Origin of the sequence: Anaeromusa sp. (assembly GCF_028691475.1) — a bacterium.
In the GTDB taxonomy this organism is placed as follows: Bacteria; Bacillota; Negativicutes; order Anaeromusales; family Anaeromusaceae; genus Anaeromusa.
The window spans coordinates 6,572-29,765 of record NZ_JAQUZF010000015.1 but is presented as its reverse complement, the minus strand read 5'-3'; the positions used below and the strand labels follow the sequence as shown (position 1 = coordinate 29,765).

The following is a 23,194-nucleotide window of genomic DNA, read 5'->3' as shown; positions in this document are numbered from 1 at the left end:
TCATACCTGCTGAAAGGGGCGGCTACAAATGACATTAGAAGAGGTTAAACTTTATATGCGCGTCGATGACGATACGGACGATGCGCTAATCACGTCGTTGCTTGCCGCCGCGCAGCAGTATGTTGAGCGGAAGACGGGCAAAATTTACAAGCCAGAAGACGAACTTTGGAACCTGTGCATCAAGCAACTTGTGATCCACTGGTACGAAAACCGCGAGGTGCAAGCGACAAGCACGAGAAACAATCTTGTAACGATAGACCATACCGCCGAAGCAATCATCTCTCACATTTCGTTGTGCGGTGATTACGCATGAACGCCGGAACGCTGGACAAGCGGGTAACCTTTTACGGGAAACAAGAAGTAAAAGGGAAAATGGGGATTCAACAACAAGTGGTGCCGATAAAAACGGTTTGGGCCAGGGTGGAGCCGGCGCGCGGGCGGGAATACTACGAGGCGCAAAAGGCAAGCGCCGAAACAACCTACAAAATCACCACTCGCTACATCAAGGGCATTACGCCGGATATGACAATTCATTTCAAAGAGCACATTTTTAAAATAAATTCCATCATAAATCCTTATATGAAAGGAGAAAAAATGGAATTTATGTGCGTTGAGGACGAAAAGCCGTATGAGTGATTTTGAAGAGCAAGGGCTAAAAGAGCTGCAAGACGCTATCAAGCAAATTGCGGACGAATTCCCGTTTGAAATGGAAACGGCATTGGAACAAATGGGAAAAAAGTTCAAAAAAGCCGTAATCGAAAAAACGCCGGTAGGCGGCGAAGCCTCCAAGGCAAGGGAAAAGCTAAAGAACGGAAAAGCGCTAAGTAAGAAGCAGCGGGCAGTACACCGGCGAGCATCGCGGCACGCGCTGGACAAGTCCTACAAAACGGAAATTGAAGGATATGGCGAGAGCAAACAAATGAATTTTTGGAGCGAAGCGCCACATTTTCACTTAGTCGAACGAGGGCATAAAAAAGTAAACAAGAAGCACCATGTGACCGGGTTTACACCGGGAGTGCATATGGTAGAAAGGACGTGTCAAGAGTTTGAAGAGATACTGCCGGGTGAAGCGGAAAAAATAATTGAGAAAGTGACTAAAAAGCTGTGACAAAACAATCAGATATAGGCGAAGCGGTGAAAAACATACTGGAAAGTAAATTTCCGGGGTGCAGCGTGTACGCAGACGAAGTGCGGGAGGGATTTAAACCACCTGCATTTTTTGTTGAGCTAATACCGGCTACGCACAATGTGAGTACAAATTTCAACTCGAACGACTTAACCATAACCATAACGTATTTGCCAAGGACCTACACGGCGGAAGACAACGCGAACGTAGCGGATGAAATCAAAGCAGCCTTTGGGATGTTTTTCAAGGTAGGAGCGAGGGCGCTAAAGATTGACGCTGTGTCTTTCCACAAGACCGGAGAAAACAAGGAAATATTGCAAGTGGATATTTCCGTAAAGTATTTTGACGGCCTGGAAAAGACGGAAACAGGAGACAAAATGAACGAACTGCACATGAGGACAGTAAAAGAGGAGGATGAACAAACGTGGGAATGCCAAAAATCACAATAGTATTCAAGGAACTAGGAATCACGGCCATTCAGCGCGGCGCGCGGGGCATTATGGCAATGATTTTGCGCGGAGCCTTGCCCAACGTAACGGCGGAAAACCAAGTAACCACCGTATACACCACGACGGATATTCCGACCGGGATTAGCGATTTTAACAAAGAACAGATCGAATTGGGGCTTATGGGGTACCAGACAACGCCTAAAAAAATTCTTCTGTACTTCTTGCCGGAAGCGGAAACGAACTACGACAAAGCGCTAAAGTACCTGGAAACAGCCAGGTGGGACTACCTGGTTATCCCCACCATCAAAGAAGAAGAAACAATGACAATTGCTACGTGGATCAAAGGATTGCGGACGCAGAAAGACATTATGGTAAAAGCGGTGCTTCCAAACTGCCCTGCGGATACCGAGGGGGTTGTAAATTTTGCCACAGAAACAATCGTGACAAAAGCAAAAACGTTTACAACCGCAGAGTATTGCAGCCGTATTGCGGGCGTGATTTGCGGAACGCCAATGACCATCTCCTGCACCTTTGCGCCGCTGCCGGAAGTAATCGACTGCGACCACTTGATAAGCGACGAACGCAACGCCGCCGTAGATGCCGGGAAGCTTATCATTTTCCATGACGGCGAAAAAGTAAAAATTGCGCGCGGCGTAAATAGCTTCATCACCACAATTCAGAACAAAGGCGACAGCTTCAAAAAAATCAAACTCGTCGATGCAATGGACATGATCCACGACGATATCAAGAAAACGGCGCAGGATAGCTATTTGGGCAAATATGCAAATAGCTATGACAATAAGTGCTTATTGATTACGGCCATCATGGGATACCTTGACGGCCTGGTACTGGACGGAATTCTAGACCCTGGCAAAAACAGCGTAGTCATTGACGTAGACCAACAGCGCGTGTACTTGAAGTCCAAGGGAACCGATGTAACGGAAATGAAAGACCAAGAAGTAAAAGAAGCCAACACCGGCGACAAAGTGTTCTTGAAAGGCAATATCAAAATCTTGGACGCAATCGAAGACATTAACCTTCCGTTCTACATCTAAGAAAAAGGAGTTGAAAAAACATGCCACAAGCAGGATACAGACCGGAGAACGTAATTTCCGGGACATGGGGCGAAGCGTGGATCGACGGAGACTATATGGCCGAGGCGACCGGGCTGAAAGCAAACGTGAAGCTAGACAAAGAAGAAGTGAAGCGCTGCCGAACGCTGGCGAAGGGCTACAAGACAACGGGCATTACTTGCACCGGGTCGATCAAGCTAAACCATGTAGACAGCAAATTGAAAGTAAAAATCAGCGACAACCTAAAGCGGGGCAAGGCGACAGTAATGACCATCATTTCCAAGCTGGCGGACCCGGACGCGCTGGGGGCGGAACGCATCGCCATTAAAGACGCGACGTTTGACGAGGTGAACTTAGCGGACTGGGAAGTAAAAAAATTAGGCGAGGAATCCATGCCGTTTACTTTCAGCGACTGGGACCTTTTGGACACCATTGAATAGTACGCCACTAGAGAACAAAACAGGCAAATAGCGGCGCTCATGGGCGCGATCAGACGCAAGAAAATGCCGAAAAGTACACCACAAAAAGACATGAAAAGTGAGGAATAAAAATGAGTTTAGTAGAAAGCTTGCTAAAAGCGGATGTTGCCAAAATCACGGAGCTGCCGGAAGACGAAATCGAAATCAAGCGCCTCTCCAAAATCACCGGGAGCCGCTTTGCAGTGAAGGTCCGGGCTATCAACGGGACACGCTATACGGAAATCCAAAAGAACACGCTGAACATCAAAAAAGGAAAAAGCGACTTTGATGTTACTAAAGCAAAAACACTGACCGTGCTCGAAGGGCTTGTAGAACCGGACCTGCGGGACAAAGAGCTGCTGAAACAGTTTTCGTCGGTCACGCCAAAAGAAGCGCTAAACAAAATCTTCTTATCTGGCGAAATTGATAAAATCTACAAGAAAATTACAGAGCTGTGCGGCTACGAAGAAGACGAAGACAGCGAAGAGGACGCAGAAGAAATAAAAAACTAATCAAAACGGACTGGAAGGTACAGGCAATGTACCTTCTTTTCCGTTATCACGACTGGGAGCCGCATAGATTTAACAACATGCCAAAAGGGGAACAGAAAATAACACACGCCTTTGTAGTGCGAGAAGCGGAAGAACGGCAGGAAGAAGCAGAGGCGTTGAAAGGAGAATAACAATGAAAGCGATTGACGCGATGATTCGTCTGCGCGACATGTTTACGCCGGTGCTGCGGCAAGTTGACAGCGCCATGCGAGAGCATGAACGAGCGGCAAGCACGATGCGGCAAAGCACAGCAGCAATGGGAGCGTCGCTGCAAGCAGCAAGCCGCGCCGCCCAGGAGCACTCAAAAGAGATTATTCGCATGGGGAAAAGCATAAGCAGCGCAGGGGATTCGATTACGGCAATGAGTAACAAAGCCGCCATGATTGCAGCACCGCTGATGGCCGCTGCCGGCGCTGGGCTAAAACTGAACAGCGAATTTACAAACGGCATGGCAAAGGTAAGCACGGCGCTAGACACTACGCAGATATCTCTAGAAAGCGTCAGAAAGGGACTCATTGGCGTATCAAACCAAACAGGGATCAGCGTGGTTGAGTTGACGCAGGCAGAATACCAGGCTCTTTCAGCGGGTATTGCCAGTGAAAAATCAGTGGATTTTTTAGCATCAACCATGAAAGCGGCGAAAGCGGGCTTTTCCGACGCTGCAACAACAATCGATACGGTCACGACAGTTCTTAACGCCTACGGGATGCAGGCTGAAAGCGCAACAAACATCACAGACCAGATGATAGCGGCGCAGAATTTTGGGAAAACAACCTTTGCAGATATGGGGGCGAGCATCGGCAACGTAATCCCGGTTGCAGCTGCGTTAAATGTAAAGACGGAAGAACTTTTTGCCAGTATAGCCACGCTGTCCAAAAACGGTATACGAACAAGCGAGGCAATAACCGGACTTAAAGCAGCCTATAGCAATATTTTGAAACCGTCAGCAGAATCTATCAAAGCGGCGGCGGCTATGGGGATGGAATTTAACGCAGCACACCTGCAATCGGTAGGATGGGTGCAATTCTTGAACGAGATAAAAGAAAAGACGGGCGGCAGCACGCAAGCGATGGCGCAACTATTCGGAAGTGTAGAAGCCCTTAACTCTGTAACGGTATTAGCGGGCAAAGGGAATGCAGACCTAGCGTCGGCCATGATGAAGATGGCGAGCAGCGCCGGTGCCACGGAAGAGGCGTACAGAAAGCTACTGACACCGGCGGAGCAGAACGCAATAGCAATGAACCAACTGCGCAACGCAGCCATGGAACTTAGCCAAGGACTAACGCCGCTGCTGAGATCAACAACCGTGCTCATGAAACAGCTTGCCGAATGGCTGGATTCCCTAACCGACGCACAGCGGGAAATGCTGGCGTACACAGCGAGAAACATCGTTATTTTCGTTGTGCTTACTGGCGTTCTTGGGCGGGTTGTAAGCAGCGTAGGAAAAGTAACGACGATGTTCGGAGGAATGGCCGCTGCCGCCAAGACAAACGGAGGCTGGATAGCGGCACTGTCTAAGGAATTCCCGCTAGTGTCGGCGGCGGCAAGTAAAATGGCAAGCGGCATACAACTGGCAGTGATAGCGATGAAAAACCCGATGAACTTGGCACAAAAAACAATGGGAATGCTGAAGAATGGAATCGCAATGGTGACAGGGGCGCTAAAAGGAGGCTTAATTGGAGCGCTAAGAGCAGCCGGAATTGCACTGAGGGGATTGTTCTTGAATCCAATCGGTATAGCGGTCATGGTCGTTGTATCGCTGGCAATTTTGATTTATACGCACTGGGACACGGTTAAAACATTTCTAGTGGCAGCGTTTGGAGCCATCGGAGAACGGGTAAAAAAAATGGCAGAAACATTCTCAGAACGATTTGGAGCCATATGGGAAAAAGCGCAAAATGTATTCGCGAGACTGGTTTCTCTAGTGAGTCTCGCATGGAGCCAAATAGAGAGCCTGTTTAACGATGGCGGCGGGACGGTTGGCAAAGTTGTCCGCGCGCTTGCTGCGGTATTGGCAGTGGGGATGGGGTTGCAACTTAAACTATTTGTGGCCGGGATAGACGTGACACTGAATATTGCGCTAAGCATTATTGAAATGTTTGTCAATGCGGCGTGTGTCATTATCAACGGAATTTTGGACGTGTTCGACGGCGTGATAACCTTCCTGCGAGGAGCCTTTACAGGGAATTGGAGCCTTGCGTGGGAAGGGGTTGTACAGATATTTTCGGGGATTTTCGGAACGATTGCCGGGATTTGTGAAACCGTGCTGGGCGGGGTAAGGGCAAGCATTAACGCGGTCATTGGAGGAATAAACAGCATTTCGGTTGATGTGCCGGAGTGGGTACCGGGAGTTGGCGGGCAGCACTACCAACCTAGCATTCCAATGCTGGCGGGCGGGACAGACAGTTGGCCTGGCGGCTTAGCCATGATCCACGACGCGGGGGCGGAAATAGTGGACCTTCCGCGCGGCGCTAGGGTGTACCCGCACGACAAGTCATTAGCCATGGCGTTTAACGCTGGCAGAGAACACCAGGTAATCAAAAGAGGGCCTGCGCTAGCGACTGCGACTACGGCGACAACCGGCGGCAGCAGAACGCAAAACAACAACCAAAAGACAGAGCGAAGCATAAATATAACAATTCCTAAATTCGCCGAGCAAATCATCATCAAAGAAACGGCAGACGCACAAGAAGTCATGAAGTATTTTGCAAGTGAAATTGACAAGATGGCGGGCAACATGGCGTAAGGGGGCTTTTGAATGGATTTCACAGGGATTTTAAGCAAAATGACAGGAAGCACGGGCAATGGGCTGACGGGCAATGGGCTGACGAAGTCGCAAATGAAGTTCTTTCTTAGCCATTATGGGGACAAATTTCAACTACCAATGGCTCCTCCTGAGTTTGAAGTTTCTGTAGACCAAAAGCATACGGTAATCAATATAAATAATATCGGCGAAGCCTTGATGCTGGGGAAAAGCGGGCTAATGGAAATGAAAATAGAAAGCTTTTTCCCAGCACAAGAGTATTATTTTGCAGACGTGAACGACGCAAAGCAGCCGTATACGTATATTGAAAAACTGCTGAAATGGAAAGACAGCGGCAAACCGATGCGACTAAACATAACAAGCACAGGAATAAACAAACCGTTTGTAATTCAGTCTTTGAGCTACAAGGAGCAGGACGGAACCGGGGATGTGTACTATTCGCTAAATCTCAAAGAATACAGGTATTTAACACAAAAATCGAAAGAAGTTGACCAAACAAACGAGCTGGAGCAGCGCGTCGATGAGCAGCAAAACCTAGCAGACACAGTAACTGTTTACCCGGGGGATGACATGATGGATGTAGCTTTGCGCGCGTACGGGCCGGGGAACTATACAAGCCAGTACAAAGCGCTGGCAAAATCGCCACTGCAAGCGGGAGATGTGCTGACGAAAGCGCTAAAACGGAGCGGCAAAAATGTTTATATTCAAACATAATGACAAAGACATATCGTCGCTGGTTGAACGCGTGAGCATGGCGGATGATGTTGACCAGGCGGCAAGAACCTGCGAGTTTACCATTGCGTACAACACGAAAGACGATTTACTTGAAAAAGAAGATATCAAACTGGGAGACATGTTCTACGTGTTTTACCAGGACGAAACAAAAACGCCCACAACAGCCGAAAATAGTGCAGGGGGTACAACTACAAGCACAACCGGAGAAACGACCAGCACAGCGAACACCAGCAAGCCAGTAGAGGTGTTTCGCGGGAAAGTGTTTTACCGAGAACGTGATACTTCAAATGTGGTTATGCGCTTCACGGCCTATGACAATTTGATTTATCTTGCGAAGAGCAAAACAACGCGAAAGTTTAAAAACATCACGGTTGCTGACACTATAACGCAGGTCGTAAATGAACTTGGCTTGATACTGGGGGAATTGCCGACAATTTCCACGGCGGTAGATTTTATCGCGGACACCAAGACGGGCATTGAGATCATAAAGCAAGCGCTGGGTTACGAAAAGGCCGCGACTGGGAAAGTGTACAGCCTTGTAATGAGCGAAGGACTACTGAATGTTGTTTTGAAAGGAACGGGAATTGCCGGCGACGATGACTTCAAATTAACGGATGATACGAACCTGGAAAAAACAACCTATTCCGAAAGCGCGGAAGATATGGTAAATCAAATCATGATTGTGGACAAAGACGGGAACGCATCAAGCTACGTGACTGTTGCTGACCAGGTAAGCGCTTATGGAATGATACAGGACGTATACAAAATCGACGAAAAACAGAACACACAGACCCAGGCTGGCGCGAAATTAAAAGGAATCACATACAAGTGCAGCCTGTCGGCAATTGGTGATGCTCGCTGCAAATCTGGCTATTGCATAAACGTAAAGGATGAACAGTTGTGGGGAAAGTTCTTTATAAAATCAGATCGGCACGAAATATCCGGTAACGTTCATAAAATGAATCTGGAATTGGAATACGTGGGGGCGGCGGACGATGATAAAAAAGAATGAGAATCCGGCTGTAAAACTGGTAAAAACATTTCAAGAAATCTCCAAAGGATGCAACACAAAAGAAGGATTGCAGGGAATCATTTTAGCGCCGCCGCCAGAAATACAGATTGAGTACAATAACATCATTCTAGACAAAGACGATGTGTGGATCAATGAAAATTTACTAATTGGCTATACGCGTACAGCGAAAGGACATATCAAAAGCGAAACGCAGCCAAGGGCGGGAGGCGGAGGCGATGCCGAGTTTGCGAGCCACACGCACGCCATAGACAACGACTATACGGACAGCATAACCTACACAGATACGCTTAAGCCGGGGGACCATGTGGCAATGATGAAAATAGAGGGAACTGGGCAGTATTTTGTGATGTTTAAGGCGGTGAGATTGTGAGTTTCAGCTTTATAACTGGCGCTACCGGCGAAGAAGCCAACAGCACGGCGCTGCCGCTGTTCCGAGAATACGCGTGGGACTTCGAGCATGATTGCTTTTTGTACAAGGACGGGAAACACATTGTGGTTACCGGGAGGGAAGCGCTCAAGGTGTGGATATACAAAACTTTGAAAACCGAACGGTACCGATACCTTGCATATGACGGCGCGTACGGAATAGAGCTAGAGCAATTCCAAGGAAGGAGGCCGAACGACGCAGAAGCCGCGTCGGAAGTAAAAAGGTACGTGGAAGAAGCGCTGCTGGTTAATCCGTACATCGAAGAGCTGACGGGCATTTCCTGGACAAATGAAGCGGACATACTGGAAATAGAGATAACTGCAAAAACGGTATACGGGGAGGTGACACAGGGTGTTTGAAGCACAGAAGCGGGAGACAATAGCCACAAGGCTAAAAAGCAATCTAAAAGAAACGCTGGGCAGCGAAATTTCAACAATCGAAGGAACCTTTGAAAGCGACAACATACAGGCAAACTCCTACGAGTTTGAAAAAAGTTACGCGGAAATGGAAATGATTGTTGAAGCGGCATTTGCTGATACAAGCTGGGATAATTTTTTAACCATGCGCGCTGCGGAAATGGGGGTAATCAGAAAAGAGGCCGTTAAAGCAATTGGGAAGGTAAAAGTCACCGGGACGGCGGGTGCAAAAATAATCAAAGGAAGCCTTTTTGCTACACCGGGTGGTACTAATTTTCACACAACGGCAGACGCGGTGATCGGCGCAGAAAAAACAGCGGAAATTGCCGTTGAAGCGCAGGTGGCCGGGAACGACGGGAACGTAAAAGAGAACACAATAGTAAAAATCCCCATGAGCATACCAGGCGTTCACGAAGTGACAAACGAAGCCGTGACATACGACGGCTTTGACAAAGAGACGGACGAAGACCTAAAAACAAGGTATTTCTTGAAGGTGCGAACGCCGGCGACCAGCGGGAACAAAAACCACTACAAGCAATGGGCGATGGCCGTAGCAGGTGTAGGGAATGCTAAAGTATTTCCTACATGGAACGGGCAGAATACCGTGAAAGTGGTTATTGTGGACGCGAACAACGGAACGGCCAACGAAGAGCTAATAGAAAGATGCTTTGGGTATATTGAAGAGCAGCGGCCTATTGGTGCAATTGTGACCGTAACGACAGCGCAGCCGAAGACGGTGAATATTTCGGCAAAAATTGATGGCATATTAGACCTGGAAGAGTTGCGAAAAAAAGTGAACCTTTATTTCAAAACATTCGGGTTCGACAGCGGGCATGTCTCCATCGCAAAAATAGGAGCCTATCTAATCTCATGCACAAACGTAAACGACTACGACAACCTAAAGCTAAACGGCACAGAGGAAAACGTAAATCTTGAAGTGGAAGAGCTGCCGGTAATAGGGGAGATCGTAAATGATCCGTAACAAGGAAGTAAATATTTTACGCTACCTGCCGGAATTTGTTGCGAAGGACAAAACCTTTAAAGCGGTTGCCGACATAGAAAGCGCCGAGCACGAAACAATACGAATAGGCATACAAGACCTACTGAACCAGATGTTTGTAGATACGGCAACGTGGGGCCTAACGGCATGGGAGCGAGTGTTTCAGACAAGCCCGCCGCCTAACGCAAACTACGCAGTAAGGCGGTCGATGCTGAAAGCAAAAATGCTTGGACTTGGAACCATGACGCGCAAACAGATGGAAATACTGATAAATCAGTTCGTGGACAACCACGATGCGTACGTTGTGGAAAACGTGAAGCCGGGATGTTTTCAGATCGTGCTGCCGTCGAACGTAACGTGGGTAAGTGCAATGCGGGATGCCGTGCAAGAAATGAAACCGGCGCACTTGGCGTATTGCATTTTATACACGATTTTCGGAGAACTTATTGAAAAAGTCGAAGTGCGGGAGCAATTTAAGGCGGAAATTTCATTCTCAATGCGTGACGAGGTGCAATGGCGAGGAAAGAGGCTGGACGGGAGCTGGACGCTGTGCGACGTATCTAGGTTGGACGCGGCATGGAGCCTAGACGGAAGGCGCAGGCTAGATCATAGAATATCATCGCCGCCGGGAGTTTACTTGGATTCAAACGTAGACAGGCTGGGCGTTCTGAACATAGGACTTGCCGGGATGGTCGAACAAATGACGGCGGCAGTAAAGCTGAACGGGCGGCAGCGGCTGGGCGGGGAATTCTTACTAGGACTCAATGCTGCGCCGCTTGACGATGGCGGCGAACTGGAAATAAGAAGACTGCATCGACTGGACGGAGCATGGCGGCTGGACGGCGGGAACAAGAACATCCTAGACGGTTCTATACCGCTAGACGGAAGAGCGACGCTGTACGCGCGGGGAAATCGGTTGGCGGTGCAAACCTATACGGACAGATTAGACGGCGGCTTGGCGCTGACAGCGATTAAAAAATTAAGCCCAAGCTACTTATTGCATCCAAACTTTACAGAACCGTGGAGGCAAAAGAAACGCTTTCAATCGTAATCACCAGAACCGTAAAAATTTACGAAAGAGCAGAGACTGCATTTTCACTGGGCGGGAATTGGCGCTTAGATGGTGAATTACTGCTTGGGCAAAACGACATAGCGATAGATCGAGGGGGAGAAGTCGAAACGGCCACGGCAAAAAGGCTAGACGGAACATGGGCCATAGATGGAGGCGATGTAAACAGAATGGATGGTACAACGGTGCTAAATGGTGCGCTAAATCTTGATGGGGGAGGAAATAGAATTGAAGTTAAAAGAAACAATGAACAGTTATAAAGGAACGCTGACGCTGCTCATTAGAAAAAACGGGAAAGTTATTGAAGAAATCAAGGAACACAATTTGATTGTTGATAGCGGAAAAGTACGGCTGGCGCAGCTACTCGCCGGGCAAAGTACCGCAGCAATTAAGTACGTGGGGATCGGCAGCGGAGAAGATCAAGCGCTGGCGACGGACACGCAGCTAAAAGATCAACAGCTAATCCCAATTACAGCAACCAGTATCGTGGGGACAACGGCGCACTTCGATTTCTTCATTGGAACCGGAGTGGCCGACGGCGCGATTATTCATGAATTCGGGCTGTTCTGCGCGGATGAAACCATGTTTTCGCACCGCGTCCGCACTGGGAAGATAGAAAAAGAGGCAGACATGGAAATCAAGGGGTACTGGGAAATAGAAATTTAAGGAGGAATCAAAGTGAGTGAAGAAAATCTGAAAGAAACAACAGAGTACACCGCAGGGATTTACCAACTCAAAACCAATGATTTGGCGGAGGGCGGAGAAAATGGCGTACTAAACACGCCGCTTAGGCAACTTGCCAACCGGACGGCGTTCCTAAAAAAGAGAACGGAGGAAGTTGAAGCAAAGATACCGGGAACGGAATCTTTTGAAAGAATCTATCAGCAAATTGCCGGCCTGGACGTGTCGAAAATCGAGAAAAGGACAGACCACCTGGAAAGAATCACAGGGGACCTAATGCTAGTGTTGGACGCGAACCTAATGTACCCGGACGCGGACGCAATTTTGGTAGAAAATTTTGATGACCAGGACAAGGTGGACTTGACGGAAGTGCAGGTAACGTCGGTAATTTCTGGCGATGACAGCATCGACGTTGTTGACTCAACAAACCTGGTAATCGGAGCAAATTATATTTTGACCGACGGGGAAAACCAAGAAGAAGTGCAAATCAAATCAATCAACGTTTCGGGATCAACGCACCGTATTGTATTTGAAATGCCGGTAATTAACCAATATGACGCAAATCGAACCAAAATGCACAGGTCCTCAATTGCGGTTTACAACGGTCGCGCATACGGCGGCGGCAGCATCAAAACAGATACGTACGCGCCGGGAATTGACTGGAAAGGATCGACAACATCGCAGGACGTAACGGCGGCTGGCGCGTTCACAAATGAAAGTGATTATGAATTAACGGGCGTTGTGTTCAGTAATGGCAAAGCGGTACTGGGCGGGCAGGCGGTAGGAATTGTGCTTGTTAAGACAGGCGGCGGCGCTGGAACGTGGGCGCAGGTAAATGCGGAAGGAGATAACTTACAATGACAATAAATTTTGATGCTACGTACCCGTGGGCGGGGATGCAGGCAGTAACGGTTGACGGACAAGCAATGATTTACGTGCCAAAGTTTTACCAGAAGATCGGCACGGCACCAACGGGGAGCCAGCAGGCCGGGAACAAAGGAAAATGGGTAAGCGACAGAAAGCTAAGCGGCTTTACCGTCCATCCCGCGTTTATGAAAGATGGTGTAGAAAAAGCAGGCTTTTACGTGGCGGCGTATGAATGCTGCGTAGACCCCACTAATAGCGCCAAGGCAGGAAGTTTGGTGGGCAAAGCGCCACTGGCAAGCATCGACTTTCCGACAATGAAGGCGCGTTGCGCCGCGAGGAACACAGGAACCGGAGAACAGGCGGGCTGGCATTTGTGGAACATTTACGAGCTAGCAGCCGTACAAACACTGGCGTTAATTGAACTAGGTACGCCGGACGTACAAACAAAAATCGCCGCAGGAAATGTTAACAGCAGCGCGGCGGTAGCAACAGGCAGCACGGCGGCGAAATATCGCGGGATTAGCGAATTGTGGGGCAATGTATGGCATATGGTAGATGGCTTGAAAGGAAACGGGACCACAATTCAAATCTTTGACCGGGAAGGAAAAAACACATATATCAACACCGGAGTTGTAGCAAATACCGGAAGCGGATACACAAAAGAAATGTTCACGAGCACAGGAACGGGATTTGATTTTAACGAGGTTTATGTTCCGTCAACCATTGATAGTACAGCGGCAAACGGAACGTACGGGGATTATTACTGGGTGGCAACGTCGGATTTTGTTTGTTATCACGGCGGCAACTGGGGCCTCGGGGCCATGTGCGGGCTGTTCACGCTGCACTTGAGCTTCGTTTCGGGCTACTCCCTCGCGAAGCTCGGCGGTCGCCTGGCAAAATACGTAGACTGATAACTGAAAACTGAGATTCTGCTGTACCGCGCGGTAGCGCGGTACAGTCTTTTGCGTGGTGAAATCATGGCAATTGAAGGACTAAAATTATTAACAAAAATCGAAGAAGTAGAACGCTATAGCCACGTGGCGGTACAGCAGTTCCCGAAAAGTGAAAAATACGCACTGGCATTGCAAATAAGGGAAACGCTGTCAGAAATTATCCACATAACAATAAGGTGCGCAAAGCGGTACTACAAAAAAACAACATTGCAAGATTTGGACATAGAAATTGAATACCTAAGGACGCTAATAAGAAAAAGCTACGCACTGAAATATATAAATTGCCACAAATACGAGGTTTGGAGTTTTCAAGTAAACGAAATTGGAAAAATAACCGGCGGGTGGCTTAAAAGTGTGACGTAAAACCATTGGGCTAGACTTTATACACGGCGGCAACTGGGACAACGGGGCCATGAACGGGCTGTTCACGCTGAACTTGAACAACGTTTCGGGCAACTCCAACACGAACATCGGCGGTCGCCTGGCAATTTAAGTTTTGCTAGAAGTTTGACTTCTTACGGGAAGCAATCCAATGCGTATAAATTGGGAGTCTAGTCCATCCCAGAAGGGAAAACATAAAAATAAAAGGCGCGCTGTGAGTACGAAGATCATAAAGCGGCACGTCAATAATTAGTAGGGTACATTATGGCAAAAACATACAGCAATTTATTTGAAGAAATAGTAAGCTTCCCCAACCTACTAGCGGCATATTTTGAGGCCCGGCGCGGGAAATTGAATTGTGCGTCAATCATGAAAATTAACAGGAATTATGAAGATGTGATTTTCACATTGCAGAAGGAGCTGAGAGAAAAAACATGGGAGCCAAAACAGTACAGGGAGTTCTTGTGCGTAACAGAAGTGAAACGGAGGATAATAAATGCGCCGGCATTTGAAGACAGAATAGTACACCACGCCATGGCAAAGGTCATAAGGCCGTTATTTGAAAGAAAGTATATTTATGATAGCTACGCGACTATAAAAAACAAAGGCACTCACAAGGCGGTTTATAGAGTGCAGGACTTTTTAAAGCGAGCTGCCAGAAGGGGCGAATCGGTCTATATTTTACAGTGCGATATTTCAAAGTACTACCAGAGCATAGACCACGACGTATTGATCGAGCAAATAGAAAGAACAATTCGCGACAAAGAAGTGGTGGAGCTTTGGAAGAAAATTATTGACGGATTCAGCGATACTGGAAAAGGGGTGCCAATAGGCTCGCTAACATCGCAGCTAGCAGCAAACATATACCTTAACGTATTAGACCACTTCGTAAAAGAGTGTATGCAAATCAAATATTACGTAAGGTACATGGATGATTTCGTGTTGATAGGAAATTCAAAAGAGGAGCTATGGAAGAACCTTGCGGACATAAAGTGGCTAGTGGAAGGACACTTGAAGCTAAAGCTAAACAGGAAAACAAAAATATATCCAGCTTCAAGGGGCGTGGATTTTGCCGGGTACAGAACCTTTACAAGTTATATTTTACCAAGAAAAAGAAACATAAAAGCCGCAAAGAAAAGATTCAAAGACTTAAGCCACAAGTATAAAAACGGGGAAATGGACCTTGAAAGTGTAAGGCAGCGAGTTACGTCGTTTTTGGGCTACGTGAAGCATTGCCAAGCAAAAAGAACAACCATATCAACACTGAAATGGCTAAAACTAAGGAGGAAAATTAAATGGTAAAAACAGGATTGATGAAGACCACGGTTGTAAGCCGAGCAGACACAAGCCAAATGACAACGGCAAATGGCTTTGTGGTGCCAGTGAGCGAGCCAGAGGGAACAGCGGTAAGGTATCTTGTGAAAACAGGAAGCACGTGGAAAAAATATGACACCGCAACAGCGGCTTGGATCGACGCTACCACCCAGACACTAACATCGACCAGCGTACTAAGCGAAGGAAACAAAGCATCGGAGCTGACAGCAGTTCCCTCTGCGAAAATGACGGCGTTCGTAAATACAAATGTAGACTGGGCGATAGCATTCAGCATGAACGAAACAGCCACAACGCCGCCGAGCGCCGAGCCGCCGCAAGTTGCCGGGAAGACGGGAAGCGAAGTGCATGAACAAACCTTCGTATCGGATAGCATCGGCCTGTCAGATACAAACGAGGCCGTGGAAATCTTGTCCGTAAAAATCAACAAAACGGAGTTGGCCGGCGGAACAGTAACGGTAAACGGTTCAATCCAAGGCGAAAACGGATCGTGGAGCGCCTGGCAAGAAATCAACAGCTACGTAACAACGCCGGCGACAAAAGCAAAGGCGATTAAAATGCAAACAATCGCATATGCAGCAACCATCGGAACGTCGGAAGCAAACCTTGCGACCGTGGAAGTTAAGCACAGAACAGACAACGTGGCGGTGTTCGCAGAAGGAAACGGCTATTGCGTAACCAAGACGCTGACGTTGACCCGCGAAATGAGCCGGGCGCATTTAATGGTAAAGCGCCCGGTTGTTCAAGACGCGGAAATCAAAGCGTACCTTTCATTAAGAGCAAAGCCGGTGGAGGTGCTGCAAGAAGTTTTAGGAGTTGGGGACGGCGCGCAGCACACGTACGTATTGAAAAATACAAACAAAATTGCAGGACACACATTTAAGCTGTACTTTGACGGGACTCAGCAAAAGGCCGGCTTTGCATTTTCAAGCACGGACGGCAAAGTAACCTGCACGCCGCCAACGGGAAAATCAGCAACAGTTGACTATGCGTACAATTGGGAAAAAGAAACGTTTGTGCCGATGGTATACGACGCACAGTACGAAGATACGCTGAACACAGATTTGGTAAACGATCAGTTCAACTATGTAGCAACGAATGCAGAGGACCCAAGAGGGGCGGTAGCATCTATTAAGATGGAGCTGGTACAAGGTAAAGGGGATGTGGAAGACGAGGATGTAGGAACCGGAAACGGATACCTGCAATCTGCAATCTTAAAGCACAAAGCAAAAGCGGAAACGCTGGTAATCAAGGTGGACGGCGTGCCGGTGACGAACTTCACGTACAAAGAAGCCGCCAGAACGCTATTTGTAACGGCGGCAGCAGGGAAGAAAATTACTGCCAGCTATTCATGGGTCGCTGACCCGGTTTATATAGATAACTTCACATCAATCTGGAACGAGTAGGAGGAAGAAGAAAAATGGGAATGACGTATGAAAAGAAAAAAACACCAGGCGGAAGCACAAAAGAAAAACTGGATGCTGCATATGAGGCGATAGCAAGCCTGTATGAAGCGAATATTGAGTTGACGGCGAAAGTGGAAACCTTGCTAGCAGCCGCCGCAACGACGGGAGGAACAACAAAATGAAGGTAACGAGTTTTATGGTAAAAATATACGCAGGATTGATTATGAGCGGTTCGCGAACAATGGAAACAATCCCGGAAGCATATCGCGAGGCGGTCGCGGCAGAATTGGCAGCAAAATAAGTAAAAGGCCCTGGCAATTGCCGGGGCCTATCTTTTTAGGTGGAGGTGGAGCATGTCAGAAGATGTGATTGGAAAATTATTTGATGAAATTCGTAAATTAGGCGACCGGTTGGCTAGAGTGGAAACAACATTAAAAATGCAACTGGACGAGTGCAGGAAGCGAGATAACTGGATGGATTCAGTAGATGACAGGTTAGATGCATTAGAGCGCGCCAATTCGACGTGGGACGGTCTAGGAAAGGCGGTGGCTTGGTCGATAACTACTGGAATCGCAGTTTATGCAGCGGTAGTGGTGGCGAAGTGATAAAAAAATTATTCCGCGATTCGTGGGGATTGGTCCGGGATAAGTTGAACCAAGTTTCTTTTCCCATTGGGTCCATGCGCTACATCATCGGCTATGCGGTACTGGTGGCCGGATGCTGCCTGCTTTATGTTGTGGCGTGGTGCATTGATTGGTACACAACGGGCAAGCCAGACATGCAAGAATTGAGGCAGTTTTTGCATGAAATAGCCTCAGCTCCATGGATTGCCCTCTTGGGATTTGTAGCAAGGGTTTTTATTGACAAAGATAAAGACGGAATTCCAGACGAGTTTGAAAATAGTACGCCGCTAGAGAACAAAACAGGCAAATAGCGACGCTCATGGGCGCGATCAGACGCAAGAAACTGCCGAAAAGTACACCACAAAAAGACATGAAAATGGAAAGGATGATATGAAATGAAAAAAGGTATTGATGTATCGGAAAACAATGGGGTAATCGATTGGCAAGCGATTGCTGATGCCGGTATCGAGTTTGTCATGGTTCGCAGCAGCTACGGAAAAACAGGCCGCGATGAAATGTTTCAGAAAAACGTAGACGGCGCTCATGCGGCAGGACTGCAAGTGGGGGCATATCACTATGGATACGCATTAACACCGGACGATGCCGTACTAGAGGCGGAAAACTGCAAAGCGGCAATCGAAGAGGCCGGTGTAGCTTTGGAACTTCCGGTAATTTACGACATGGAGGATGCCGACGGATACAAGGGGAATCACGGCTTTGATTTCAGCGCGGAAAACGTGACGGCGATTTGCAAAGCATTTCTTGACAATATTGGGCTTGATACCGGCGTGTATGCTTCCCTGTCGTGGTTAGAAGACAAGATTGATTGGAAAGGCTTGGGATGCGCGGTTTGGAACGCACAATGGGGAGAAAGCGATGACTTGCAAGGATTCATGTGGCAATACACGGATTCCCTGGTAATTGATGGACGAAACTTCGACGGAAATATTTTGTATTAAGGAGGCGCTCAGATGATCGGCAAACGCGTCCGCGTCCTGCGTGGTGATCATTATGGACAAACGGGCGAGGTTATCAACCTTGCCCAAAATGTAAGGGGCATAAAAGAACCAGTCTATTGCGTTTGGTTCGGAGGTACCGAATCGGCGCTTTTATTCAAACACGAAATGGAGGTAATCGAATGACGGACGAAGAAAAAGCCGCGCTCGCAAAAATTGGCGATACGGCGATTGCTGCAACCGGCTTGCCTAAAGCTAAAATTGCAGCATACGTTGGCATTGCCGTGCTTGTCCTGGCGTTGATCGGCGGCTTGGCTTGGCTCTGGCACAAAAATAGTGCCACCGAAGATGCGCTGCAAAAAGCGGCGGTCATGACGGCGGCGCAGGCGGCCAGCTCCGATTACTGGCAAAATCAGCTCAATATGAGCAAGCAAAATGCCGATGCCGCTGTAGCTGCAGTAAAGGCGGCGCAGTCGGGGAGCCTGGCACCCAGCGTGACGTTCGTGCAGCAAAGCCCGACGGTTGGCCAGGCTGCCGAAACGGTAGCGCAGCGGATCAACTCCAAGGATGCAACGTTGCCAGCTGCAGCTTTGGCCAAGACGGATCGAACTACTGTGGTCCCACAGCAAGTTGCGCAAAAGGATGGTTCTCAGCAATGGCAAGTGGGCGTGTACAAAGTCAACAACTACCGCAACTGGGAGTGGGGCGTTGGTGTTGGTATGCAAGATGGCAAAAAGTATGTACCGATAGAGATCCAGCGCAATTACTCCCGCGATAGAGCTATTTCAGCAGAATACCACGTCGGTGGCGGTGGGGGGTATGAGGTGAAGTACAAGGTTATGACGGACAAATTGTTTTTCTTGTTTTAAACGAAAGCCAGCCTGGGTTATTGCGACCTGGGCTGGATTTTTTTGTTTGTATACATAGCAGAATTTGATTTATGTATTGCATTAATTATTGAAAAATGTTATACTTAAATCAAGATAAAGAACAGCGCAGAGGCAACAAGGCCCCGGCTGCGAAGGAGCGAATTAAAATGGCAAACTTCAAAATCACCAACGCGGAAATTCAAGATGAAGAAGGTCGCATGATTACGTTCGATATCGAAACCGAGCTTGGGAAAGTAGAATTTGCCGGAGAGCATATCAACGAAAATAAAACGGTAGAACGCATCGACAGCAACTTAAAGCACAATCTCTCAAGCAAATTCGACGGGCTGTTTGAAGAAGATATCCCGTGGGGAGAAATCATGGATTCTCTTGACGAAATCTTAGAAACAATCAACTAAACGCAGAGTGACAGCCCTTCGGGGCTGGTAATGCGGCTAAGAGTGGTCACAAGCCCACCGCAAACAAAGGAGGCATATAGCATGAGCGAACATGGTGGAAAACGAAAAGGTGCAGGTAGACCGGCAACAGGAGCTATGCCCACGCGAGCTATCCGCATGACTGATGAAGAACATGCGAAAGTGAAGGAGTTTTTAAAGTGCCACCGCGAGGGCGGCAGGGTGTTCAACGTTTGGCTTGTCGATGCCAATGATACAATTATTAAAGAGGCAACTCTAATGGGAAACAAACAAGATTGTATTAATCGTTTTGTTGATTTCCACGGATGCAAAGACCGAGTTTGCGACGAAAACAGTGAGATAGTTGTCGAAAGTCTTGATTCTTCAGATGCCCTCGAAAGAATCAAAAACAAAGATAAATACGCTAATCGGGAAAGAATCGCTATTAGATTTTCGCATTGGTCAGACTTCTTGAGTTGGTAAGAAGAAAGCCCCCGTCCTGACGGATGGGGGTGTTTTTTTTACTTCCTAAAAATCCCTATATATAATGAAGAGAGCCAGCCTGGCTTTTTTATTGCTTAACATGAGAAACATCTGTATAATGATGCTATCGAGCAACATGCCTCTCGAAGTATAAATCGTTTGTCTTTTGGTTGGGTACGGTTCGCCTCCACCACTCAAAAGACAAACGCAATTTAATAACGTAATCATCTTTAGAGACAACGACGCGATCCACAAAAGTCTCAATAATGGCCCGGATTTGTTCCGGGCTTTTTTCTTTTTCAGCAAAGGATTGGAGAACGGCAATGACCTGCGATTCGTCGAGAATCGAACCTGCGGCATTGGCAATCTGCTTAATGCGAATTTCAGCGTCAGCTATGCGGGCCTTGTTTTCAGCGATGCGCTGCCGAATGATATCGTCAACTTGACCACCTTCAGCAAGGTCGAGCAGATTTTCGATTTTGCGCACCGCGTCCGTACGCTGCTTTTCCAAAAGCTTTTTCTCTACGTTGTGGCCGGCGGTCATAGCGTCAATGCGTTTTTTTATTTCTGCGGCAATCAGCGGCAGCATTTCTGGCGAAAAAAGCTGCTCGTCGATATATTGCAAGACTGCTTCCTCAAGCCATTCTTTTTTTATGCGGGTACCTTTGCAACAAGTCATTTTATTGTTATTGCCGCAGCGGTAGTAGGAATATCTAACGCCTTTCGAAATCAAGGTACCGCCAACCATCTTAGAACCGCAATTCGCACATACTACAGTGCCGGTGAGGTAGTAAGCCTCTTTGGCCTTGTGAGTACCAGGGGAATGCTTATCCTGTTCCGCCCGCGCGCGAACTTTATCCCACAACTCTTGCGAGACAATAGCAGGGATGCCGCCGGGAATCTCAATCATATCGTCATTTTGCTTGTGGTTGTTTCGAGCGCCGCGCGCCCGCCCGCCGGCCACACGGCCAAAGGTATAAATTCCAATATATTTTTTATTGCGCAACAGGTCGTGCAAACTGTTTTTTCCGAACTGCCCGCCGCGTTTAGTGCGGTAGCCTTTTTCGCCAAGTTCGGTTAGAATCTGGCCGTAACCAAAGCCGGCGGCGCGGCGATCGAAGATTAGGCGTACGACAACAGCCTCCTCTTCATTGACAACATACTTTCCTTCCGGGCCTACGTTGTAGCCAAGGGGCGGGATGCCGCCGTTGTGCCGAGCCTGGTAGGCATTTTCACGCATTCCCTTAAGAGCCTCTTTGGCAAGGTTGCGGCTATAAAAAGCGGCCATACTTACCATGACTCCCTCCATCATCTGACCTTCCGGGCTATCGTCTATGTTTTGTGCGGCGTATTCATAGTGCACGCCGTATTTTTGCAGATGGGCCTTGTGGAAATAGTAATCATATTCGTTGCGCGCGTTGCGGTCGATTTTGTGGAAGACTACGATTTCAAAAAGACCGGCCCTTGCATCACTAACAAGCTGCTGAAAGGCGGGCCGGTTGTCGTTGGTGCCAGTGAGCGCTTCGTCGCAGTATTCTTGTACAATTGTATATCCTTTGCGCTTGCAATATTCGCGAGCCGCCCGTAGCTGCGCAGTGATCGACTCTTCTCGTTGATTGTTGGAAGAATAGCGGGCATAAACTGCGACTCGAATAATGGCGCTAGCAATAGTATTTATCATAATAAACCAGTCCTTTACTTAAAAATAAAAGGCTGATTGTGATATACTATAAAAGGATGAAAGTATATCACCTAGCCTTTGGGCGAAGCCTCACTGTTGGCGCAGTGGGGCTTTTTTCTTTTTTGAAACAAATAATAATTACCTCATAGATCGAAGCGACGGGTGCATGTAACGATCATTGACAGACTGAGAAATATCAACGTTGCCGATTTTGTCCCAGTGAATTTGACTGGCGGCTTTATTATCTAAGCCAACAGCGTAGATGCCATCGCTGCTTTCCTTACCGGTTTTTGTATCTGCGAACTTGGCATTGAAAATAATCTTACAGTTGTTAATTTTGATCGGAAGTTTAGCCGCGTATATTTCCTTAAAAACATATTTGGCCGAATTATCGAAATCGCTAAGAGTGGATTCTTTGTTATAACCGACTTTAGCATTAAGGTTAACGACAACATAGTTGGTATCATCAACGCCGGAATTGATTTCAACGCTTTGCAGCGTGCAAAGCATACTGGGGAAAGCAGAAAGACCTTTCTTTACGCTATCGCCAAGAATATCTTCATTGCGCTTTGTAGCCGGAACCGGGATTTCTTTTGGGGCTTGGCTGGCAGATGCGTTTAGCGCAATGGGCGGAGGAGCGGGCTTTGAAGGTGAAGCAATATTTGAAATTACGGCTGCAAGAAAAATGAAGCTGATAACAAGTTTTACTTTCGAATTCCACGAACCGTATCGCCACATTAAAAATAAGCCGACAGGAAAGAAGACAAATAACATCACGACAACGAACCATGATTGATGATAAAAAGGTAGCCCATTTTTCATTATTGAATTCCCCCATCTAGCGCCCGGAAGGGCGTTTTTTTATGCCTTTTTAGTGCGTCCACTTGTGCCAGTGGAGGCTAAAGACGTTATCCCCTTTTTCTCCGCCTCAAACTCAATGGCGATGAGTTCTTGGCGCTTTTTTAATTCAAGTTCCTCGTCAGAGACGTTGTCGAGCAGGGTGACGCTGGGGGCGGCGGGGCTTGTTTCTTGCAGCGAATCGACAAACATAAAAAATGACTGTGCAACCATTTCGCGCTTCTGTTCATCCATACGAAGGAAAGCATTCATGATCCGTTGTTGCGACGGACTCATATTGTACTCATGGGCCAACTTTCCCAAAAGAGCGTCATCGGTTTCAACAAACATATCACCGCTGCCAGTGCGAAGCCAAGTTTCATTAATATTGCATTTAGCACAAAGCAACTGAATAAAAGTATCAGACGGAACAACACGACCTAGTTCATAGCTTGCGATTGCGGCGCGCGTTGTCCCAAGAAATGCAGCAAATTTATCTTGGGTGTAGTTTTGAGTATACTTGCGTACCTCTCTTAATCTTTCATTCACAATATCACCTCCTCACAAAAAGAGAGTAACATATAAAAATGTTTCTGTAAACACAAAAA

Annotated in this window: 32 protein-coding genes; 29 read left to right on the top strand and 3 right to left on the bottom strand. The window is 47.6% G+C overall.

Annotated features, from left to right (window positions below):
- The first annotated feature begins 28 nt into the window (after positions 1-28).
- The 29 genes from PHF27_RS03910 to PHF27_RS03770 all read left to right on the top strand — a co-directional run bounded on the left by PHF27_RS03910 (position 29) and on the right by PHF27_RS03770 (position 20,068).
- Positions 29-313, top strand: a complete 285-nt coding sequence (locus tag PHF27_RS03910; protein ID WP_300066311.1) for a head-tail connector protein — start codon at positions 29-31, stop codon at positions 311-313.
- The gene (locus PHF27_RS03905) at positions 310-636 is read left to right on the top strand and encodes a phage head closure protein (RefSeq protein ID WP_300066308.1); all 327 of its coding nucleotides are present in this window, start codon (positions 310-312) and stop codon (positions 634-636) included. Before PHF27_RS03910 ends, PHF27_RS03905 begins: the two co-directional genes overlap by 4 nt.
- Positions 629-1,108, top strand: coding sequence for an HK97 gp10 family phage protein (locus PHF27_RS03900; protein ID WP_300066305.1), 480 nt, complete (start codon positions 629-631; stop codon positions 1,106-1,108). Before PHF27_RS03905 ends, PHF27_RS03900 begins: the two co-directional genes overlap by 8 nt.
- Positions 1,105-1,575, top strand: coding sequence for a DUF6838 family protein (locus tag PHF27_RS03895; protein ID WP_300066303.1), 471 nt, complete (start codon positions 1,105-1,107; stop codon positions 1,573-1,575). Before PHF27_RS03900 ends, PHF27_RS03895 begins: the two co-directional genes overlap by 4 nt.
- Entirely contained in the window at positions 1,557-2,630 is a 1,074-nt protein-coding gene (locus PHF27_RS03890; RefSeq protein ID WP_300066336.1) for a phage tail sheath subtilisin-like domain-containing protein, read from the top strand. Before PHF27_RS03895 ends, PHF27_RS03890 begins: the two co-directional genes overlap by 19 nt.
- Positions 2,631-2,650: 20 nt before the next feature.
- The gene (locus PHF27_RS03885; protein WP_300066300.1) at positions 2,651-3,088 is read left to right on the top strand and encodes a phage tail tube protein; all 438 of its coding nucleotides are present in this window, start codon (positions 2,651-2,653) and stop codon (positions 3,086-3,088) included.
- A gap of 110 nt (positions 3,089-3,198) precedes the next feature.
- The gene (locus PHF27_RS03880; RefSeq protein ID WP_300066297.1) at positions 3,199-3,618 is read left to right on the top strand and encodes a hypothetical protein; all 420 of its coding nucleotides are present in this window, start codon (positions 3,199-3,201) and stop codon (positions 3,616-3,618) included.
- Positions 3,619-3,790: 172 nt separating this feature from the next.
- Complete coding sequence (locus PHF27_RS03875; RefSeq protein WP_300066294.1) at positions 3,791-6,403, top strand: phage tail tape measure protein; 2,613 nt, start codon at positions 3,791-3,793, stop codon at positions 6,401-6,403.
- 12 nt (positions 6,404-6,415) lie between these two features.
- Positions 6,416-7,135: a phage baseplate protein gene (locus tag PHF27_RS03870; protein ID WP_300066291.1), complete on the top strand. Its 720-nt coding sequence runs from the start codon at positions 6,416-6,418 to the stop codon at positions 7,133-7,135.
- The gene (locus PHF27_RS03865) at positions 7,116-8,168 is read left to right on the top strand and encodes a hypothetical protein (protein ID WP_300066288.1); all 1,053 of its coding nucleotides are present in this window, start codon (positions 7,116-7,118) and stop codon (positions 8,166-8,168) included. The genes PHF27_RS03870 and PHF27_RS03865 overlap by 20 nt, the downstream gene beginning before the upstream one ends.
- Entirely contained in the window at positions 8,152-8,559 is a 408-nt protein-coding gene (locus PHF27_RS03860; protein WP_300066285.1) for a DUF2577 family protein, read from the top strand. The genes PHF27_RS03865 and PHF27_RS03860 overlap by 17 nt, the downstream gene beginning before the upstream one ends.
- On the top strand, positions 8,556-8,975 hold the full coding sequence (locus tag PHF27_RS03855; protein WP_300066282.1) for a DUF2634 domain-containing protein: 420 nt from the start codon (positions 8,556-8,558) through the stop codon (positions 8,973-8,975). Before PHF27_RS03860 ends, PHF27_RS03855 begins: the two co-directional genes overlap by 4 nt.
- Positions 8,968-10,014 carry a baseplate J/gp47 family protein gene (locus tag PHF27_RS03850; RefSeq protein WP_300066279.1) on the top strand — a complete coding sequence of 349 codons (1,047 nt, stop codon included), beginning with the start codon at positions 8,968-8,970 and terminating at the stop codon, positions 10,012-10,014. The genes PHF27_RS03855 and PHF27_RS03850 overlap by 8 nt, the downstream gene beginning before the upstream one ends.
- Positions 10,004-11,083, top strand: coding sequence for a putative phage tail protein (locus PHF27_RS03845; RefSeq protein WP_300066277.1), 1,080 nt, complete (start codon positions 10,004-10,006; stop codon positions 11,081-11,083). The genes PHF27_RS03850 and PHF27_RS03845 overlap by 11 nt, the downstream gene beginning before the upstream one ends.
- 246 nt (positions 11,084-11,329) lie before the next feature.
- On the top strand, positions 11,330-11,767 hold the full coding sequence (locus PHF27_RS03840) for a hypothetical protein (RefSeq protein ID WP_300066274.1): 438 nt from the start codon (positions 11,330-11,332) through the stop codon (positions 11,765-11,767).
- Positions 11,768-11,779: 12 nt separating this feature from the next.
- The gene (locus PHF27_RS03835) at positions 11,780-12,643 is read left to right on the top strand and encodes a hypothetical protein (RefSeq protein ID WP_300066271.1); all 864 of its coding nucleotides are present in this window, start codon (positions 11,780-11,782) and stop codon (positions 12,641-12,643) included.
- Entirely contained in the window at positions 12,640-13,560 is a 921-nt protein-coding gene (locus PHF27_RS03830) for a hypothetical protein (protein WP_300066269.1), read from the top strand. Before PHF27_RS03835 ends, PHF27_RS03830 begins: the two co-directional genes overlap by 4 nt.
- 66 nt (positions 13,561-13,626) lie before the next feature.
- Positions 13,627-13,965 carry a diversity-generating retroelement protein Avd gene (avd, locus tag PHF27_RS03825; protein ID WP_300066266.1) on the top strand — a complete coding sequence of 113 codons (339 nt, stop codon included), beginning with the start codon at positions 13,627-13,629 and terminating at the stop codon, positions 13,963-13,965.
- A 282-nt stretch (positions 13,966-14,247) separates the two neighbouring features.
- Positions 14,248-15,285, top strand: coding sequence for a reverse transcriptase domain-containing protein (locus PHF27_RS03820; protein ID WP_300066263.1), 1,038 nt, complete (start codon positions 14,248-14,250; stop codon positions 15,283-15,285).
- Entirely contained in the window at positions 15,279-16,721 is a 1,443-nt protein-coding gene (locus PHF27_RS03815; RefSeq protein WP_300066260.1) for a hypothetical protein, read from the top strand. Before PHF27_RS03820 ends, PHF27_RS03815 begins: the two co-directional genes overlap by 7 nt.
- Before the next feature lie 14 nt (positions 16,722-16,735).
- Positions 16,736-16,903 carry a hypothetical protein gene (locus PHF27_RS03810; RefSeq protein ID WP_300066258.1) on the top strand — a complete coding sequence of 56 codons (168 nt, stop codon included), beginning with the start codon at positions 16,736-16,738 and terminating at the stop codon, positions 16,901-16,903.
- Complete coding sequence (locus PHF27_RS03805; RefSeq protein ID WP_300066255.1) at positions 16,900-17,022, top strand: CD1375 family protein; 123 nt, start codon at positions 16,900-16,902, stop codon at positions 17,020-17,022. Before PHF27_RS03810 ends, PHF27_RS03805 begins: the two co-directional genes overlap by 4 nt.
- Positions 17,023-17,074: 52 nt before the next feature.
- Positions 17,075-17,326 (top strand): hypothetical protein, encoded by a 252-nt coding sequence (locus tag PHF27_RS03800; protein WP_300066252.1) that lies wholly within the window; start codon positions 17,075-17,077, stop codon positions 17,324-17,326.
- Positions 17,323-17,655, top strand: a complete 333-nt coding sequence (locus PHF27_RS03795; protein WP_300066250.1) for a hypothetical protein — start codon at positions 17,323-17,325, stop codon at positions 17,653-17,655. Before PHF27_RS03800 ends, PHF27_RS03795 begins: the two co-directional genes overlap by 4 nt.
- An 84-nt stretch (positions 17,656-17,739) precedes the next feature.
- Positions 17,740-18,303: a GH25 family lysozyme gene (locus PHF27_RS03790; RefSeq protein ID WP_300066247.1), complete on the top strand. Its 564-nt coding sequence runs from the start codon at positions 17,740-17,742 to the stop codon at positions 18,301-18,303.
- A 12-nt stretch (positions 18,304-18,315) separates the two neighbouring features.
- Positions 18,316-18,486 carry a hypothetical protein gene (locus tag PHF27_RS03785; protein WP_300066244.1) on the top strand — a complete coding sequence of 57 codons (171 nt, stop codon included), beginning with the start codon at positions 18,316-18,318 and terminating at the stop codon, positions 18,484-18,486.
- Complete coding sequence (locus tag PHF27_RS03780) at positions 18,483-19,169, top strand: hypothetical protein (protein ID WP_300066241.1); 687 nt, start codon at positions 18,483-18,485, stop codon at positions 19,167-19,169. The genes PHF27_RS03785 and PHF27_RS03780 overlap by 4 nt, the downstream gene beginning before the upstream one ends.
- A 167-nt stretch (positions 19,170-19,336) precedes the next feature.
- Positions 19,337-19,588, top strand: coding sequence for an AcrF10 family anti-CRISPR protein (locus PHF27_RS03775; protein WP_300066238.1), 252 nt, complete (start codon positions 19,337-19,339; stop codon positions 19,586-19,588).
- An 81-nt stretch (positions 19,589-19,669) separates the two neighbouring features.
- A complete protein-coding gene (locus PHF27_RS03770; RefSeq protein ID WP_300066235.1) occupies positions 19,670-20,068 on the top strand; it encodes a hypothetical protein in 399 nt (132 codons plus the stop codon).
- A gap of 124 nt (positions 20,069-20,192) precedes the next feature.
- Here the strand turns inward: PHF27_RS03770 and PHF27_RS03765 are convergent, their stop codons facing one another.
- From PHF27_RS03765 to PHF27_RS03755, 3 genes are all read right to left on the bottom strand, one after another.
- The gene (locus PHF27_RS03765; protein ID WP_300066233.1) at positions 20,193-21,749 is read right to left on the bottom strand and encodes a recombinase family protein; all 1,557 of its coding nucleotides are present in this window, start codon (positions 21,747-21,749) and stop codon (positions 20,193-20,195) included.
- Between the two features lie 138 nt (positions 21,750-21,887).
- Positions 21,888-22,571, bottom strand: a complete 684-nt coding sequence (locus tag PHF27_RS03760) for a hypothetical protein (protein WP_300066230.1) — start codon at positions 22,569-22,571, stop codon at positions 21,888-21,890.
- Positions 22,572-22,610: 39 nt separating this feature from the next.
- On the bottom strand, positions 22,611-23,135 hold the full coding sequence (locus PHF27_RS03755) for a helix-turn-helix transcriptional regulator (RefSeq protein ID WP_300066227.1): 525 nt from the start codon (positions 23,133-23,135) through the stop codon (positions 22,611-22,613).
- Positions 23,136-23,194 lie beyond the last annotated feature (59 nt).

Excerpts from the sequence above, each read along its gene's own strand:
- PHF27_RS03910 (WP_300066311.1), top strand. The coding sequence starts at position 29 with ATGACATTAGAAGAGGTTAAACTTTATATGCGCGTCGATGACGATACG.
- PHF27_RS03905 (WP_300066308.1), top strand. The coding sequence starts at position 310 with ATGAACGCCGGAACGCTGGACAAGCGGGTAACCTTTTACGGGAAACAA.
- PHF27_RS03900 (WP_300066305.1), top strand. The coding sequence starts at position 629 with ATGAGTGATTTTGAAGAGCAAGGGCTAAAAGAGCTGCAAGACGCTATC.
- PHF27_RS03890 (WP_300066336.1), top strand. The coding sequence starts at position 1,557 with ATGCCAAAAATCACAATAGTATTCAAGGAACTAGGAATCACGGCCATT.
- PHF27_RS03885 (WP_300066300.1), top strand. The coding sequence starts at position 2,651 with ATGCCACAAGCAGGATACAGACCGGAGAACGTAATTTCCGGGACATGG.
- PHF27_RS03880 (WP_300066297.1), top strand. The coding sequence starts at position 3,199 with ATGAGTTTAGTAGAAAGCTTGCTAAAAGCGGATGTTGCCAAAATCACG.
- PHF27_RS03875 (WP_300066294.1), top strand. The coding sequence starts at position 3,791 with ATGAAAGCGATTGACGCGATGATTCGTCTGCGCGACATGTTTACGCCG.
- PHF27_RS03870 (WP_300066291.1), top strand. The coding sequence starts at position 6,416 with ATGGATTTCACAGGGATTTTAAGCAAAATGACAGGAAGCACGGGCAAT.
- PHF27_RS03865 (WP_300066288.1), top strand. The coding sequence starts at position 7,116 with ATGTTTATATTCAAACATAATGACAAAGACATATCGTCGCTGGTTGAA.
- PHF27_RS03860 (WP_300066285.1), top strand. The coding sequence starts at position 8,152 with ATGATAAAAAAGAATGAGAATCCGGCTGTAAAACTGGTAAAAACATTT.
- PHF27_RS03845 (WP_300066277.1), top strand. The coding sequence starts at position 10,004 with ATGATCCGTAACAAGGAAGTAAATATTTTACGCTACCTGCCGGAATTT.
- PHF27_RS03830 (WP_300066269.1), top strand. The coding sequence starts at position 12,640 with ATGACAATAAATTTTGATGCTACGTACCCGTGGGCGGGGATGCAGGCA.
- avd (WP_300066266.1), top strand. The coding sequence starts at position 13,627 with ATGGCAATTGAAGGACTAAAATTATTAACAAAAATCGAAGAAGTAGAA.
- PHF27_RS03820 (WP_300066263.1), top strand. The coding sequence starts at position 14,248 with ATGGCAAAAACATACAGCAATTTATTTGAAGAAATAGTAAGCTTCCCC.
- PHF27_RS03815 (WP_300066260.1), top strand. The coding sequence starts at position 15,279 with ATGGTAAAAACAGGATTGATGAAGACCACGGTTGTAAGCCGAGCAGAC.
- PHF27_RS03810 (WP_300066258.1), top strand. The coding sequence starts at position 16,736 with ATGGGAATGACGTATGAAAAGAAAAAAACACCAGGCGGAAGCACAAAA.
- PHF27_RS03805 (WP_300066255.1), top strand. The coding sequence starts at position 16,900 with ATGAAGGTAACGAGTTTTATGGTAAAAATATACGCAGGATTGATTATG.
- PHF27_RS03800 (WP_300066252.1), top strand. The coding sequence starts at position 17,075 with ATGTCAGAAGATGTGATTGGAAAATTATTTGATGAAATTCGTAAATTA.
- PHF27_RS03790 (WP_300066247.1), top strand. The coding sequence starts at position 17,740 with ATGAAAAAAGGTATTGATGTATCGGAAAACAATGGGGTAATCGATTGG.
- PHF27_RS03785 (WP_300066244.1), top strand. The coding sequence starts at position 18,316 with ATGATCGGCAAACGCGTCCGCGTCCTGCGTGGTGATCATTATGGACAA.
- PHF27_RS03780 (WP_300066241.1), top strand. The coding sequence starts at position 18,483 with ATGACGGACGAAGAAAAAGCCGCGCTCGCAAAAATTGGCGATACGGCG.
- PHF27_RS03775 (WP_300066238.1), top strand. The coding sequence starts at position 19,337 with ATGGCAAACTTCAAAATCACCAACGCGGAAATTCAAGATGAAGAAGGT.
- PHF27_RS03770 (WP_300066235.1), top strand. The coding sequence starts at position 19,670 with ATGAGCGAACATGGTGGAAAACGAAAAGGTGCAGGTAGACCGGCAACA.
- PHF27_RS03765 (WP_300066233.1), bottom strand. The coding sequence starts at position 21,749 with ATGATAAATACTATTGCTAGCGCCATTATTCGAGTCGCAGTTTATGCC.
- PHF27_RS03760 (WP_300066230.1), bottom strand. The coding sequence starts at position 22,571 with ATGAAAAATGGGCTACCTTTTTATCATCAATCATGGTTCGTTGTCGTG.